Source organism: Butyrivibrio fibrisolvens, assembly GCF_023206215.1.
GTDB classification, from domain to species: domain Bacteria; phylum Bacillota; class Clostridia; order Lachnospirales; family Lachnospiraceae; genus Butyrivibrio; species Butyrivibrio fibrisolvens_C.
Map to the genome: position 1 here is coordinate 2,326,252 of NZ_CP065800.1, position 15,891 is coordinate 2,342,142.

At 40.2% G+C, this 15,891-nt stretch carries 12 protein-coding genes; 11 read left to right on the forward strand and 1 reads right to left on the reverse strand.

Going from position 1 to position 15,891, the window contains the following annotated elements:
- Positions 1 to 138 precede the first annotated feature (138 nt).
- A complete protein-coding gene (locus I7804_RS09580; RefSeq protein ID WP_155243817.1) occupies positions 139 to 282 on the forward strand; it encodes a hypothetical protein in 144 nt (47 codons plus the stop codon).
- A 60-nt stretch (positions 283 to 342) separates the two neighbouring features.
- Complete coding sequence (locus I7804_RS09585; protein ID WP_027204928.1) at positions 343 to 924, forward strand: ATP-binding cassette domain-containing protein; 582 nt, start codon at positions 343 to 345, stop codon at positions 922 to 924.
- A 133-nt stretch (positions 925 to 1,057) separates the two neighbouring features.
- On the opposite strand, the gene I7804_RS09590 is transcribed toward I7804_RS09585, so the two are convergent.
- A complete protein-coding gene (locus tag I7804_RS09590) occupies positions 1,058 to 2,434 on the reverse strand; it encodes an MATE family efflux transporter (protein WP_248403135.1) in 1,377 nt (458 codons plus the stop codon).
- 363 nt (positions 2,435 to 2,797) lie between these two features.
- On the opposite strand from I7804_RS09590, the gene I7804_RS09595 reads away from it, so the two are divergent.
- From I7804_RS09595 to I7804_RS09635, 9 genes are all read left to right on the forward strand, one after another.
- The gene (locus I7804_RS09595; protein ID WP_248403137.1) at positions 2,798 to 4,159 is read left to right on the forward strand and encodes an SPFH domain-containing protein; all 1,362 of its coding nucleotides are present in this window, start codon (positions 2,798 to 2,800) and stop codon (positions 4,157 to 4,159) included.
- Between the two features lie 317 nt (positions 4,160 to 4,476).
- Positions 4,477 to 4,734, forward strand: coding sequence for a late competence development ComFB family protein (locus tag I7804_RS09600; RefSeq protein WP_051212129.1), 258 nt, complete (start codon positions 4,477 to 4,479; stop codon positions 4,732 to 4,734).
- Positions 4,735 to 4,750: 16 nt separating this feature from the next.
- The gene (locus I7804_RS09605; protein ID WP_248403139.1) at positions 4,751 to 7,057 is read left to right on the forward strand and encodes a putative bifunctional diguanylate cyclase/phosphodiesterase; all 2,307 of its coding nucleotides are present in this window, start codon (positions 4,751 to 4,753) and stop codon (positions 7,055 to 7,057) included.
- Between the two features lie 327 nt (positions 7,058 to 7,384).
- Positions 7,385 to 8,737 carry a magnesium transporter gene (gene mgtE, locus I7804_RS09610; protein ID WP_027215468.1) on the forward strand — a complete coding sequence of 451 codons (1,353 nt, stop codon included), beginning with the start codon at positions 7,385 to 7,387 and terminating at the stop codon, positions 8,735 to 8,737.
- Positions 8,738 to 9,107: 370 nt separating this feature from the next.
- Positions 9,108 to 9,752: a phosphoribosyltransferase gene (locus tag I7804_RS09615; RefSeq protein WP_022752950.1), complete on the forward strand. Its 645-nt coding sequence runs from the start codon at positions 9,108 to 9,110 to the stop codon at positions 9,750 to 9,752.
- 165 nt (positions 9,753 to 9,917) lie between these two features.
- Complete coding sequence (locus I7804_RS09620; protein ID WP_051199576.1) at positions 9,918 to 10,190, forward strand: DUF6465 family protein; 273 nt, start codon at positions 9,918 to 9,920, stop codon at positions 10,188 to 10,190.
- A 237-nt stretch (positions 10,191 to 10,427) separates the two neighbouring features.
- Positions 10,428 to 12,938 carry a glycoside hydrolase family 2 protein gene (locus tag I7804_RS09625; RefSeq protein WP_248403141.1) on the forward strand — a complete coding sequence of 837 codons (2,511 nt, stop codon included), beginning with the start codon at positions 10,428 to 10,430 and terminating at the stop codon, positions 12,936 to 12,938.
- Positions 12,939 to 12,965: 27 nt separating this feature from the next.
- On the forward strand, positions 12,966 to 14,438 hold the full coding sequence (locus I7804_RS09630; RefSeq protein ID WP_248403143.1) for a DUF6937 domain-containing protein: 1,473 nt from the start codon (positions 12,966 to 12,968) through the stop codon (positions 14,436 to 14,438).
- Entirely contained in the window at positions 14,438 to 15,865 is a 1,428-nt protein-coding gene (locus I7804_RS09635) for a glycoside-pentoside-hexuronide (GPH):cation symporter (RefSeq protein ID WP_027204922.1), read from the forward strand. Before I7804_RS09630 ends, I7804_RS09635 begins: the two co-directional genes overlap by 1 nt.
- Positions 15,866 to 15,891: the final 26 nt, after the last annotated feature.

Sequence of the window (15,891 nt, forward strand, 5' to 3'; positions counted from 1 at the left end):
GAAGTTAATAAAACGATTAAAAAGCATGGCAATGATCTATATACAGCCCGTCCCTGCAAATCCTTTGAAGACGTTGTATCGTCCAAGTGGGAAGTTTGAAAAAGCAACATCCAAATAGAGATAAAGGAGAAAAAGAAAATGAAAGTTGATCCAAAAATGATTGAGATGGCGGATATATATCATCTGTCATTTATGACAAGAATTAAGTATATATATCTTCCGGCTCTTTTTCCAAATATGTATAAGAACCGGCTTAATAAGGGAAGCAAAGTAGAAGAATGAATATAAAATAAGAAGTGAATTAATAAAACTAGAAAATGCATAAGCTTGCAAGAGGTTAATATGACAATTGAGGCAAAGAATATAACTGTAAATTTGGATGGCAAGAAAGTTCTTGATAACGTGACATTTGAGATAAGTTCAGACGATACATGGGCTGTTACAGGCCCTGAAGGAAGCGGCAAGTCTACTCTTGTAGATGTAGTACTGGGGCTTAGAAAGCCGGATAAGGGCTACGTATCACTGCTTGGAGACTATAAATATGACAGGGTCAATGCAGGAGTAGTATTTCAGGAAGACAGACTTTGTGAGTATTTTTCTGCAGAAGAAAATATTGTTTTGGTAAATAACAGATATTCCGAAAGACGGGCAGCCCAGGAACTCGAGATGCTCATTGACACAAAATATCTGGGAAGACCTGTCTGTGAACTTCCGGAGGATGTAAGAAGATGTATATGTATAGTCAGAGCCTGCTGCATTCCGTCGGATGTTCTGATAATGGATGAACCTTTTAGGGGACTTACTCCTGAAAAGAGGAAAGCTGCTATAGATTTTATCAAGGAAGCTGCAGGACATAAGGGAATTGTATATGTCCAAAGGACTACTGAGGGGCTGGAAGCATATAAGAACTTCAGACTGGCATAAGATGCCAAAAAGAACTTTTGACACCTACCTCATAGATATATGCTTTGATTAATACTTTCAGTATACATGATCAGATAATCAAAAAGACCGTGAATAATCCTCACGGTCTTTATTGCTGCATTATATGGCGTTTTCAATTATCGGAAGCCTTTGAATACTGTGGCTTTGTTATCTCCTTAAGTCCTACGATGCTGCATACACTTGCAGCGATAAGATCTGTCATTGCTCCTGCATAGAGGATTCCGCTTATTCCGAAGAACCTTGGAAGCAGCAGAAGAAGAGGAAGGAAAAATATTACCTGTCTTGTAAGCGATAGGAAGATTCCCTTGATAGGTTTGCCGATAGCTGAGAAGAAGTTTGAAACTATTGGCTGTATGAAATAAGTAAACAGGAATAGATAATAGATTCTTATGTATCTGACTCCGAATTCGAAGTATTCTTCAGAACCCTGGCCGAACATCTCGATAACCTGATGAGGGAATACCTGGAAGATGATAAAACCTAAGAAACTTATCACAGCGCCTGTTTTTAAGGCTCCAAACAAGGCTTCTTTAACCCTTGCATATTGTTTTGCTCCATAGTTGAAGCTTGCGATAGGCTGAAGTCCTTGTGACAGACCGATCACAAAGGCCATCATTATCTGCATGCATTTAAGAGATACACCGGATACTGCAAGAGGGATATCTGTACCATAGTGTGACAGTCCGCCATAGTAATTAAGACTTTTGTTGAGTACGATAGCCAGAACCATCATTGCCAGTTGGTTGAAACAGTTGGCTGCACCCAGTGAAGCGATACTGATAACAACTGATAATCTGGGGATAAAAGATGCTATATCTAGTCTGACTGTCTTGTATCTTGTAAGGTATACAGCTCCCATTACAGCTGAGATGATCTGACCTATTATTGTTGCAAATCCTGCTCCGAACATCCCCCATCCGAATATGAAGATAAATATATAGTCAAGTATGATATTGGTAATAGCACCTGTGAGATTCATCTTCATAGAATATTTGGGGCTTCCGTCTGCTCTTATGATATGTGTGGCGCAGGAAGAGAAGATAAGGAAGGGAAAGCCTACGGCTGTGATCCTTAAATAGCTTTCTGCCAGAGGATATACATTAGAGGATGCACCAAAAAATACCAGCATGTCATTACATGCTATCTCTGAGAATATGGCAATTATAGATCCGATCAGAAATGCCATGGATGCAGCGTTACCTATATAATACTTGGCTCCGTCTTTTTCGCCTCTTCCCATTGCAAGGTTGAAGTTGGACGCTCCTCCTATTCCGAATAAAAGAGCACTTGCAATGCAGGCAGGTACTAAAGGATATACAACATTGGTTGCAGCATTGCCGAGTTCTCCAATATTCTGTCCGATAAAAAGCTGATCGACAACATTGTAAAGAGAGCCAACAAGCATGGCTATGATACTGGGGATCGCGAACTCTTTTAATAGAGTTGATATTTTCTTACTTCCTAAAGGGTTTTTAGATTTGTTTTCCATAATGATCTATCCTGATTTAAAAAATTTAACCAAATTTGGCCGCTACTATTATAATTTCTATAGACTCAAAATATCAAGAAGATATTTTGACCTGATCATTAACCTTATGTCGCGAGCAAAGAGAGCAGCTAAATTGTTTGAATTGGTAGAGCTCGCGACACCAATTTGGGTTTGAAAGTGGAACACTTTCAAACTTTATCTTAAAAAAATAGCATCGTTTATTCTAGCGTAAAAACTAAATTAGATGGTTTATATCCTTGTAATTTATTAATGAAATATTAATATGTCTTTGATATAATGTTATACAGATGCGGCACATTATCAATTGTATAGCTATCATGGAATTATAAGGAGGATATTCTAATGGGTCTTATTAAAGCTATAGCAGGGGCAGCAGGTGGCGTTCTTGCTGATTCATGGAAAGAGTATTTCTATTGTGAGTCTATTCCGAACGATGTTCTTGTAACCAAAGGAAGCAAGAGAGTTTCAGGTCGTTCATCTAATACAAAGGGAAGTGACAATATCATTACTACAGGTTCTGTTATTGCAGTAGCAGACGGACAGTGTATGATAATCGTAGATCAGGGCAAGGTCGTTGAGCTTTGTGCAGAACCTGGTGAATTCACATATGACGCTTCTACAGAGGCATCAATCTTCTCAGGAAGCCTTGGAGAAGGCATTGGAGCAACATTCGCAAGCATTGGTAAGAGATTTACATTTGGCGGCGAAGCTCCTAAGGATCAGAGAGTATATTATTTTAATACAAAAGAAATTATGGGTAACAAATATGGTACAGCTAATGCTGTTCCATTCAGAGTAGTAGACCAGAACGTTGGTCTTGATGTTGATATCTCTATCAAGTGCTTTGGTGAGTACAGCTACAAGATCATCGATCCTATTCTTTTCTACACTAATGTATGTGGTAACGTTTCTGCTGATTACAACAGATCACAGATCGATTCACAGCTTAAGTCAGAGCTTCTTACAGCTCTTCAGCCTGCATTTGCTAAGATTTCAGGCATGGGCGTAAGATATTCTGCAATACCTGGACACACAGCAGAAATTGCTCAGGCTCTTAACGAGGAGCTTTCATCCAAGTGGAGAAATCAGCGCGGTATCGAGATCGCATCATTCGGTGTATCTTCTGTAAAGGCTTCTGAAGAAGATGAGAAGATGATCAAGGATATCCAGAAATCTGCAGTTAATAGAGATCCTGGTATGGCACAGGCTACTATGGTTGGTGCTACAGCAGATGCTATGAGAGATGCTGCTAAGAACACTAACGGTGCTATGATGGGCTTCATGGGCATGAACATGGCTCAGAATGCAGGCATGGGCGCTATGAACAATTTCCAGGGTAATTATGGACAGGCACCTGCTAATAATTACAACACAGCAGCAGATGGCGGTTTTGGTGCAGCTACAATGCAGCCTAAAAATGCTAACACATGGAAATGTGCTAAGTGCGGAACTGAGAACGTTGGTAAGTTCTGTCAGAACTGTGGTGAGAAGAAGCCGGAGGAAGTTCAGCTTGGATGGAACTGCCCTAAGTGCGGCAAACTCAATCAGGGCAAGTTCTGTCAGGAATGCGGCGAGAAGAAACCTGAAGGAGCTCTTGTATATAAGTGCGATAAGTGCGGATGGGAGCCTGAAGATCCTTCCAATCCTCCTAAGTTCTGTCCTGAATGCGGAGATCCATTTGGCGATGAAGACATCGTAAGATGATCAACTGAATATATTTATTATAAATACTAAAATCCCACACCGGATTCTGAGCAGATGACGGTGTGGGATTTTTTTGGACTTATGAGAATAAGGCGAAGTTAATAATTCAATGAAATTAACCGATAAACTTACGGGGAATGATCATATTTTTTTACATGATCATAAATATAAACATAAATCCGTTCTTCATAAGGAACATAGGCACCGCCTATGCCTGCCTTGCATAAATGATCTACCTTATCACGACTGGCTGAACTATGTTATTTGGAATAAGGTGATTACGTAGAGAAGGGGTTAATATGCAGCTCACAAATTATATGGAAAAAATAGTTGTAGATAAGCTTGATAATGTGCTCACAATGTTTCCCAATGTGTGCACCTGTGATGAATGCAAACAGGATATAGCCAATCTTGCGCTTAATCATCTGCCGCCAAGATATACATCTTCTGAAAAGGGTGCGATCTTTCTAAATGTCGAAGCTCAGAACAATCAATATGATGCCATGGTGGTTCAAGAGATTATAAGATCTATCGGAATCATATCTCAAAATCCAAGACATCCTAAACAGCAATAATAACCGGGTGGTTTTTATGATTAATTATGCGGCAATTATATGCCTTTTTCTGATCTTAATAGTTAATGCCATATCTATATATGTTGTTAACAGGCTTGGCAAGCTCTATAGCATCTATTCAGTATGGGCGCTTGGGGCATCTATGCTGTCGATAACAGCAAATATAGTCATTGCATGCACTACATACAGTGGTGTTGTGATGGCGTGCGAGTCGATGTACTATATCTTCATCGCATATGAATTCTTTATGTTCTATAAGCTTTTTACCAGCTATATATACCCATCTAATGAAACTAAAACCGTAGAGTATATCCTAAGAGGCCTTTTGGTTGTAGATACGGCTTTACTTATATTCAACATGTTTACAGGATTTGTATTTTCTGTACATGTAATTGATGGCAAGCCGGTCAGATTCCTCGATCTTGGAATTTTTGTAGAAAATCATGAACCGGCATATTTTCATTATGTAGTGTGCCTTATTATATCGCTTACATTTATGGTGCCATCGATAATAAGGATCGTTACTTCCAAGGGAATCTATAAGATAAGATATATAGCGATAGTTGCTTTGTTTGGAGGCCTTGAAGCTATACTTGGAGTTAATTTTTATTTGGATTTTCCGGTTCCTGTAGTTCTTTTTCTAAATACTCTTATGATAATACTTAACTATTACATCATGAGTTACTATGTACCGGAGAAGATCAAGGTCGGAACCATGGAAGAGTCTCTTAAGAGGCAAAGCAGCGGACTTGTGGCTTATGATAATGATGGCAATCTTGCACTTGTCAATGAGATAACTTTTGAACTTCTCAATATTCCTGCAGATGATCTGGATGCGCTGAAGGCCAAAATAGATGAACTCCTTGAAAAAAGAGATGGCCGTAATAAGATATACGACAGATGGATCGAAGAAATAAAAGGCAAAGATCTTGGCACAAAGTATATTCAGATAGATGGAGGCGTTCTTAGGGATAGAAGAGGAAATAAGATCGGCGGATTCTATAGTATGTCTGATCATACTGCTGAGCAGAACGCCATTATATCCGAGCATTATAAATTGACCCACGATGAGCTTACAGGTCTTTATAACAAGGAAGGTTTCTATGAGGCTGTCAAAGAGACTTTAAAAAAAGAACCCAGATCTGATTACATGCTTATCTGCACTAACGTACGAGATTTTAAGATAATAAATGATCTGTTTGGATTTGACAAAGGTAATGAGATAATCCAGAAGATCGCGGCTTTGATCAATACAGGTACGTATCAAAAAGATGTCACAGCAAGAATAGTTGCGGATCAGTTCGCTATTCTGACCGCCAAAGACAGGTACGATGCTGCTGACATGAGTAAGCAGCTTGCAGAGGTGTCTAAACTGATAGCAAGCTCTTATTACAGCATGACTATCCATTGCGGAATCTATAATATAACCAATCCTGAGATGGAAGTATCTCTCATGTGTGATAGAGCCAATATGGCTATCAGCACCATCTGCGATGAGCCCGGCAATACTATAGTTACTTATGATGACAAAATGATGTCGGATATCCTCCATGACAGGCAGGTTGCTAATCAATTAGAGCAGGCTATAGACAAGAATCAGTTTGTTATATTCCTTCAGCCACAAGTTACTTCTCTTGGCGAAGTGATAGGGGCTGAAGCCCTTGTAAGATGGGATGATCCGAAGCGCGGAATACTAACTCCCGGAGTGTTTATAGATATTCTGGAGAAAACAGGATGTCTGTACAAGCTTGATCTTCATGTATGGGAGCTTGCGGCGAGGCAGCTGGCAGCATGGAAGGGCACACCTTTTGAAAGGCTTAATATATCCGTTAATATATCGCCCAAAGATTTCTACTATTTGGATGTATTTAAGGAATTCACAGGACTTGTGAATAAGTATGATATATCACCTTCCAAGCTCAAACTTGAGATTACAGAGACTGCACTTATGATAGAACCTACAAGGCAGCTGACTCTTATAGGCAAGCTCAACAATTTTGGCTTTGATTTTGAGATTGATGATTTTGGTACAGGTTATTCATCTCTTAGTCTGTTAAAAGATATGCCTGCAGAGATACTAAAGATCGATATGGAATTCCTTCATGAGACAGAAAATGAGCAAAGGAGTAAGAAAATCCTTGAATCCATAATAAGCCTTGCTCATGAACTTAAAATGAAGGTTATTACAGAAGGTGTGGAATATGAACATCAGGTCAAGTCATTGCGTGAACTTGGATGCGATATATTCCAGGGATACTACTATTCCAAGCCGCTTCCTGTTAGTGAATTCGAAGAAAAATATCGAGATCACGTTAATAAATAGCGGGGAAATAATTAAGATTAAATATTTTTGCAAAAATCAAAAAAATGGGGATACATTTGGCCGGAATTGTGTTATTATCGAATAGCTGAAACACGATTTCGGCCTTTCAAAGTTGAAGCACATTCTGCTTCTGACTTTTTAATCCCAGGATCAGATTCATGCTATATTACATGAGGATACCCGAGTTTGATTCATAGGTCCGCTATGCGGATTTTGTAGGATAATCCATGGTAAAGGAGGTGGTTTTAATGAAGGAAAGTCATAAATCAAGTAACGACAACCCTGCGCCCCGATTATGCACAGCATTAAAACCAAAGGAGAATAGCCATGGAAGAAAAGAACTATCAGGAGATCGTTCGTAATCTCCTCGAAACCAGGCAGTATACCAAACTCCGTGAGCTCATCGCTGACATGCAGGAAGTCGATGTTGCTCTTGTGATGGGAGAAATGAAGGATGAAGATTCACTCAAACTTTTCCGACTTCTTCCCAAGGATATGGCTGCTGAAGTATTTGCTAATCTTGAGTCTGACGACCAACAGTACATTATACGATTCCTGTCAGACAGAGAAACTTCAAACATTGTAAACAACCTGTATGCTGATGACGCTGCGGATTTCTTAGAGGAGATGCCTGCCAACGTCGTTAAGAGGATTCTTGCGCATGCCAATCCTGAAACGCGCAAGGATATCAATCAGCTGCTTCAATATCCGGATGATTCGGCCGGCTCTATCATGACGGTGGAGTATGTCGATCTTAAAAAGGATATGACTATAGGACAGGCAATAGAGAGAATCCGCAGAATAGGTCTTGATTCGGAGACAGTTAATATCTGCTACGTTCTGGATGCAAGACGTGTTTTGGTTGGAACCGTTGACCTTAGATATCTTCTGATACTTAGCGAAGATTCTATCATCGGTGACATCATGAATGACAACGTCATCTCTATAGGAACAATGGATGACCAGGAAGAGGCGGCTCGTAAGATACAGAAGTACGACTTTACAGCCATGCCTGTAGTTGATAACGAAAATCGTATGGTCGGCATCATAACTGTCGATGACGTAGTGGATATCCTGGAGCAGGAGGCTACAGAGGATATCGAGAAGATGGCAGCTATCGTGCCATCTGATAAGCCATACCTCAAGACAGGTATATTTGCTACTTACAAAAAGAGGATGCCATGGCTGCTTCTGCTCATGATAAGTGCTACATTTACAGGAGCTATCATCACAAGCTTTGAAAATGCGCTTGCCAAGTATGTTGTACTTACAGCTTATATACCAATGCTGATGGATACAGGCGGTAATGCCGGTTCACAGGCTAGTGTATCGATCATTCGTGGACTGTCACTTGATGAGATTGAATTCAAGGATCTTTTCAAAACTGTCTGGAAAGAGATAAGAGTTGCTGCTATGTGCGGTGCCACACTTGCTCTTACCAATTTTGCCAAGCTGCTGCTTTTTGATAAGATAGGTCTTTCGATTGCTTTGATCGTATGCATGACATTGTTCCTTGTTGTTATCATAGCTAAGTGTGTAGGCTGCATACTTCCTATGCTTTCAGAGAAGATCGGCCTTGATCCTGCTGTAATGGCAAGCCCTATGATCACAACTATCGTAGATGCAATATCGCTTCTTGCATATTTTACGATCGCAACACACCTATTGGATTTTTCATGATCAGTTTTGTATAGTCAGCTTATATAAGTTATTTTCTCTAAAATAGATAAAACGCAGAAGATTCATTTTTAACCTCATGTCACGAGCTAAGCGAGTGGCTAATGGTTCAAATTGATGGAGCTCGCGCCATCAATTTGGGTTTGAAAGTGGAACACTTTCAAACTTTTCTTTGCAAAAAGGATATGATGAAGACTTCTGCGTTTTTTGTATAAAATATCAATAATATATTCTACCAAAAACAAACGATATTGTGATAAAATATTTATGTGATCATTATACAGTCGGTATATAAGAGGCTGTCATATTTGTATTAACTTTGGTATCCATCAACATGTCTATGGGAGTTAGTTGCTCCCGGAACGGAGAAGTGATGTTAGAGTATACAAAGATCTATTCCAAGAAGTACCCGGATATCGCACTTAAGGTTATTCCAGGTCATTTCGTAACACCCAATTCTCATATCAATTACTATATGGATATGACTACCATGAAAACAAGGCAGTCAGAAGCAAGAGCTGTAGCTATGGCTATGAGTCAGAGTTATATGGCTACAACAGTAATTGATACCATTATCTGCATGGATGGAACTGAGGTGATCGGAGCATATCTTGCAGATGAACTCTCCAAAGCCGGAATTCTGTCTATGAACAGGCATAAGACTATCTATGTTGTGACTCCTGAGTATGATCAGTCCGGCCAGCTTATATTCCGTGACAATATGCTTATGATGGTCAATGAGAAGCATGTACTTCTGCTCCTTGCATCTATGACTACAGGTACGACTGTAACAAGAGCTATTGAGGGTATCAAGTATTACGGCGGACATGTGAGCGGCGTATCTACAATATTCTCAGCCGGGACATCAGTTGCCGGATATGAGATCAACACTCTCTTTAATAAATCCGACATTCCTGACTATGTCTCTTATAGTCATGACAATTGTAAGATGTGTCAGGATGGAACCAGAATCACAGCTATATGCAATGGTTTTGGCTATTCTGAAGTCAGACATTAGTGGAAAGCGGATGAAAACTTGCTGTCATATATCCTTTTTCTATAACAAGTAGTAGCGGCGCGGCTTGACAAGATTAACAAAAAAGCGTAAATTTTTCTTTGTAAGCATAGAAGAAAAAATATGGCCTGAGTACTTTTAACAGGCTTCCTATGAGGAGGAAAAGTTATGGCACAGGTTAAGAAGGCTGCTGAGAAGCCGGCTGCAAAGAAGACAGTTACAAAGAAAGCTACTGCTTCAGTCAAAACAAAGATTGAACTTCAGTATGCTGAAAAGAACATCTCTTACGATGATATCGTAAAGAATGCCAAAGAGTTCTGGACTTTAGAACTTGGCAAGAAGGCTGAGGATCTTAAGAGTCTTGATCTTTATGTTAAACCGGAAGAGAACAGAGTTTATTATGTTGCCAATGGCAAGGAAACAGGTTCATTTGAACTTTAAAAAAGAAATGGTATAAAAGGCTGGAGAGTGATCTCCGGCTTTTTTTTATAGTAAAAAGTACAAGATGCCCAAAATTGATCTCTACTATATCTGCTGGAAAAGTGCACAATTTGTGGAAACGAAATTCGTCATTTTGGTTTCTTGTTAATTTAGCAGCATATTAGTACAATAAGTATATAGAAACGGCAATGTAATAAAAGCGTTTCCATCAGATTGACGTTTATGAAAGAGGCTGATTTGAGACAATATATCCCATTTAATGACAATTGGAAATTCACAGATAATTACAGCGAAGAGATCCACACAGATTTTTTTGATGACAAGGATCTTGAAGTTGTGCGTATTCCGCATACAGCTAAGGTTACAGGCTTTCACTATTTTGATGAGTCTGTATATCAGAAAGTATGCGGTTATCGTAAGTGCTTTAAGGCAGATCCTTCCTGGAAGGGGTCGAGGATCATCATACATTTTGAAGCAGTGGCTCATGTATCAGATGTGTATATTAATAATATATATATTTGCAGTCATGGTAGCGGTTATACAGCTTTTGAAGCAGATATCACCGATCATATCAGATATGATAAGGACAATGTTCTGTCTCTAAGAGTGTCGGGAACTGAGAAGGATAATGTACCACCATTTGGACATGTTGTTGATTACATGACTTATACAGGGATATACAGACCTGTTTCATTGCAGATCGTGCCTGATAACTATATAAAAGATATATTTGTAAGAGGCATTATCCCAGGTGGATATGTTTATAACGATAGAGAACCTTCTGCTAATAAAACAGAAGCAAAGATCAAGGCTTCCATAACTCTTTTACAGGAAGATAAGAGTCTTAATGTAAGACTTAGGCTTAGGAGGTTTACAGAAGCAGGCCTTGCCGGGGATTCTAATATTCCTGCAGGTGCAAGAAGTGCTTTTGACATAGAATCAGATAATCTTAAGACGGATATGTACCGCGAGGAGACCTTGCTTGGGACAGCGCAGATGGATGACGTGGTCAAGGCTATAAGTCATAGGACACTTCCTGTGTCGCTGTGGGATAGTCTGTATCCGGCAATGTATGTGCTGAGAGTAGAACTTATAAGAGGCACTGAAGTTATAGATGAGAAGGAAGTCAGATTTGGATTTAGGAAGATGCTATTCAAACATGACGGATTCTATCTTAACGGCAGGAAGTTTAGGATACGAGGCCTTAACAGGCATCAAAGCTATGCTTATGCAGGATATGCAATGCCAAGATCCATGCAGGTCATGGATGCTAATATACTCCGTAATGAGCTATCTCTAGGTGCTGTAAGAACATCTCATTATCCTCAGTCACATGATTTTATTGGAAGATGTGATGAGCTGGGACTTCTGGTATTTATGGAATTCCCCGGATGGCAGCATATCGGAGACAGTCAGTGGAAGGATCAGGCGCTTATAAATCTTAAAGAGATGATCACACAGTATAGAAATCATACGAGCATCATGCTGTGGGGCGTCAGGATCAATGAATCTGTCGATGATGATGACTTTTACAAAAAGACCAATGAGGTTGCACACAACCTTGATGACAGCAGGCAGACTGGCGGCGTAAGAGCCAAGGATCACAGCCACCTTTTTGAGGATGTATATACATATAATGACTTCTCACATGATGGTAAGAGACCGGGATGTGCGCCCAGAAAAAGGATCACGGATGATGACAAGCACGCATATCTTATAACCGAATATAACGGGCATATGTTCCCTACCAAGAGCTTTGATACGGAAAAAAGGCGTGCAGAGCATGCAATAAGACATGCCAATGTTATTGATAAGGTAGCATCTTATAGTGATATTGCAGGTTCTTTTGGTTGGTGTATGTTTGATTACAACACCCACAAGGATTTTGGCTCAGGCGACAGGATATGCTATCACGGAGTTATGGATATGTTCAGAAATCCAAAGCTTGCAGCAGCTGTATATGAAAGCCAGTCAGATGAACATCCGGTCCTTGAAATATCATCATCAATGGATATAGGTGAACATGATGAGTGCATCAGAGGTGATGTATGGATGATCACCAATGCTGATAGTGTGAGATTTTATAAAAACGATATATTCATTCATGAATACAAAAAAGCTGATTCGCCGTACAAGAATATGCTTCATGGTCCGCTGCTTATAGATGACTATATAGGAGATCAGATAAGAGAAAATGAGTCATTACCAAAAAGGCAGTGTGATGATATCAAATATCTTATGAACAGGGCAGCAAGATTTGGAATGGGCGGAATAGGCCTTAAGGGAGCGTTGAAAGCTGGAAAGCTTGTGACTATCAAGCATATGACATTTGAAGATGCCACCAAACTATATAATAAATATATAGGTGACTGGGGCGGTAAATCCACTGAGTTCAAATTTGAAGCAGTTAAAGATGGAAAGGTTGTCAAAACGGTGATCAAGTCACCGTCTAAGGAACTTCGCCTTGATATAAAGATCGATCATACAGATCTCAAAGAGGCGGAGACTTATGATGTAGCGGCTGTAAGGATAAAAGCAGTAGACCAAAATGGTAACGTAGCACCTTTTGCATGTGAACCTGTGATGTTCAAGACCTGTGGACCTATAGAAATATATGGACCGTCACTTGCGTCGCTTCAGGGCGGAATGGGAGGCTGCTATATAAAAACTACCGGCAAAAATGGCAAGGCAAGTCTTACTATTCAGACGGAGTTTGAAACAAGGACTGTAGAGTTCAATTGCCAATAATAATAGAAATGCAAAAAGGGGAATGATATGACGGATAGAGCAAAAGTGATCTTTGGTAACGAAATGCCGGAGAGGACTTACAAAAGTGCTGTAAAGTCTAAGATAAAAAATGCCGCTAAATACGGCGATGATTCAAATGCCTCATATGATGTGAAGATAGTAGACAATCCATATATAGGCCCGTCTCTTGGAGTATCGGATATAAGAGTTAATGAAGGTAGCGGCGATACTTCTTTTGACCTTGAAAAAGGAATCATCGTAGGCAACATAAGAATGGGATTTGGCCATTACAGAATCTCTATGGCGATGGCTTCAGCGGCCAAGGCTCTTGGATACAAGCCTTACTGGCTGGATCTTAATTCTTTTCCTGCAACAACTTGTACCAAGCTTATAGGAGGCCAGAACGAGCTGTATTCACTTGGATCAAGGCTTTCTAAGAATCCGGTGTTCAATAAGCTTGTATGGGAACCTGTCAACTATGAGCTGTTCAGAAGACTGTCCTATAACTGCTCAGATCAAAAGAACGCTGAGCTTATGGCGCCGGTTTACAAGAATATACCAAAAGAAATACCTGTTATAGGAACCCATGTATGGCCTGCTCAGGCGGCTATACATGCAGGAATGAAGTATGTTGTCAATGCAATACCGGATAACTGGCCTATGGCACTTCACTTATCTGAAGGCAGCGTACATACGATCCAGACTCATAATTCATACCAGGGCTACAGGATCCTTAATGGAATGAATGGCAAGAAGACCTGTAATCCGATGCCGGATCAGGCACTTGTCTATACTGGACATTATATTGATCATGAGCTTGTCTCTAATATAGAAAAAGACTGCCAGGCCAGAATCGATAGAAAAAAGAACGGAAAACCTGTAAGATTCCTTCTTACAATTGGAGGAGCAGGCGCTCAGAAAGAAATCTTTGCAGGTATCATAAAGCATCTGCTTCCTGCTATTGAGAAAGGCAGGGCTGCCTTATACGTCAATGTTGGCGATTACAGGAATGTGTGGGATGAACTTTTAAATGAGATCCCGGGAATGAGAGCATGTGTATCAGAGCATATGAATAACTGGGAAGACACAGAGGATTTTGCTGCTAAGGCGCTTGATCCTGCAAACGATATAACAGGTATTCATGGATTCTATCATGAGAACATATTTGAAGCTGTATATGCGACCAACCTCCTTATGAGAAGTTGTGACGTGCTTGTTACCAAGCCTTCAGAGCTGGCGTTCTATCCAGTTCCAAAGCTCTTTATCAGAAGAGTAGGCAAGCATGAGATGTGGGGAGCTATCCACTCTGCTGAAGTAGGCGATGGAACACTTGAGTGCCGTGATATGGGACATACGGTGCAGATGCTGGATATGTTCCTTTGGGACGAACACTTCCTTGAAAATATGTGCATGAATATCGTAAGTAATAAGAAAGCCGGTCTTTATGACGGTGCTTATAATGTAGTCAAAATAGCCATGGGGCTTAAAAGAGAGGATTAATGATTATGGATAACAAAAAACTAAGTGCGGTTGAAAAAGCCGGTTATGGACTGGGGGCAGTCGGTAAAGATATGGTATATATGCTTTCTGCCAGCTATGTACTGTATTATTTCCAGGATGTTATAGGTGTTAATGCTTTTGCAATGGGAATTATACTTCTTGTAGCCAGAGTATTTGATGCTTTTAACGATCCTATCATGGGTGTTATCGTTGCTAAGACCAAGACCAAATGGGGAAAGTTTCGCCCATGGCTTCTTATCGGTACACTTACTAATGCAGTAGTTCTTTTCCTGATGTTCGCTTGTCCGCCTAAACTTGATGCTGCAGGTCTTACGGCATGGGCAGCAGTGTTCTATATCCTGTGGGGCGTTACCTATACCATGATGGATATCCCTTACTGGTCAATGATCCCTGCGTTTACAGAAGGTGGCAAAGAGCGTGAAGGCCTTACTACACTTGCCAGAAGCTGCGCAGGTGTTGGATCTGCTATTACAACGATCTTCACAATGCAGCTGGTACAAAAGCTTGGATCACAATTTTCAGCAAGTCAGTCAGCCAAGGATATTGAGAGAATTGGTTTCATGATCCTTGCAGGTGTTGTAGGTGTTTTATTTGTATTATTCATCGTAATTACCTGTGTTACTATTAAGGAAAAATCTACTGTTGATATGAAAACAGCTTCTGTTGGCGAGATGTTCTCAGCTCTTCTTAAGAACGATCAGGCAATGGCAGCAGTAATCACCATAGTACTTGTGAACTCGGCACTTTATATCACATCTAACCTTGTTATATATTTCTATAAATATGACCTTGGCGGTGTGACCTGGTATGATGACTATACTCTGTTCAATATGGTGGGCGGAGGATCACAGATCCTTGCTATGATGTTCCTGTTCCCATTCCTTAGAAAATTCATGACAAGTATCAAGATATTCTATGTAAGTATTGGAATGTCTCTTGTAGGATATATTGTGATCCTTGCAGTAGCTATGTCAGGCGCTGGAGTTGCTCCTATATACCTTATCCCTGGTGTACTTGTTATGGCAGCAAGTGGTGTTAACAACGTACTTATCACGATCTTCCTTGCCAATACTGTAGACTACGGCCTTGTTAAGCTTGGCAGAAGCGATGAGAGTGTTATCTTCTCTATGCAGACCTTTGTAGTTAAACTTGCAAGCGGTATCGCTGCGTTTGTAGCTTCAGTTGCACTTGGAATCTTTAATTTAAGTGATGCTGCTACAACGGAAGAAGAGCACAATATCGACTTCTCACTGGCAGTTCCGGAAAGCGCTAAGATGGGCCTTCGTATGATAATGACTCTTATTCCTATAGCACTTCTTGTAGTCGCTTTCTTCTGGTTCCGTAAGAAATATATACTTACTGATGAGAAGATGGAAGAGCTTGCTCAGCAGAAAAAGAATCTGTAACACAAAAACTAAATTATAGTTTGATG

Excerpts from the sequence above, each read along its gene's own strand:
- I7804_RS09580 (WP_155243817.1), top strand. The coding sequence starts at position 139 with ATGAAAGTTGATCCAAAAATGATTGAGATGGCGGATATATATCATCTG.
- I7804_RS09605 (WP_248403139.1), top strand. The coding sequence starts at position 4,751 with ATGATTAATTATGCGGCAATTATATGCCTTTTTCTGATCTTAATAGTT.
- I7804_RS09590 (WP_248403135.1), bottom strand. The coding sequence starts at position 2,434 with ATGGAAAACAAATCTAAAAACCCTTTAGGAAGTAAGAAAATATCAACT.
- I7804_RS09620 (WP_051199576.1), top strand. The coding sequence starts at position 9,918 with ATGGCACAGGTTAAGAAGGCTGCTGAGAAGCCGGCTGCAAAGAAGACA.
- I7804_RS09630 (WP_248403143.1), top strand. The coding sequence starts at position 12,966 with ATGACGGATAGAGCAAAAGTGATCTTTGGTAACGAAATGCCGGAGAGG.
- I7804_RS09600 (WP_051212129.1), top strand. The coding sequence starts at position 4,477 with ATGGAAAAAATAGTTGTAGATAAGCTTGATAATGTGCTCACAATGTTT.
- I7804_RS09595 (WP_248403137.1), top strand. The coding sequence starts at position 2,798 with ATGGGTCTTATTAAAGCTATAGCAGGGGCAGCAGGTGGCGTTCTTGCT.
- I7804_RS09635 (WP_027204922.1), top strand. The coding sequence starts at position 14,438 with ATGATTATGGATAACAAAAAACTAAGTGCGGTTGAAAAAGCCGGTTAT.
- I7804_RS09585 (WP_027204928.1), top strand. The coding sequence starts at position 343 with ATGACAATTGAGGCAAAGAATATAACTGTAAATTTGGATGGCAAGAAA.
- I7804_RS09615 (WP_022752950.1), top strand. The coding sequence starts at position 9,108 with ATGTTAGAGTATACAAAGATCTATTCCAAGAAGTACCCGGATATCGCA.
- mgtE (WP_027215468.1), top strand. The coding sequence starts at position 7,385 with ATGGAAGAAAAGAACTATCAGGAGATCGTTCGTAATCTCCTCGAAACC.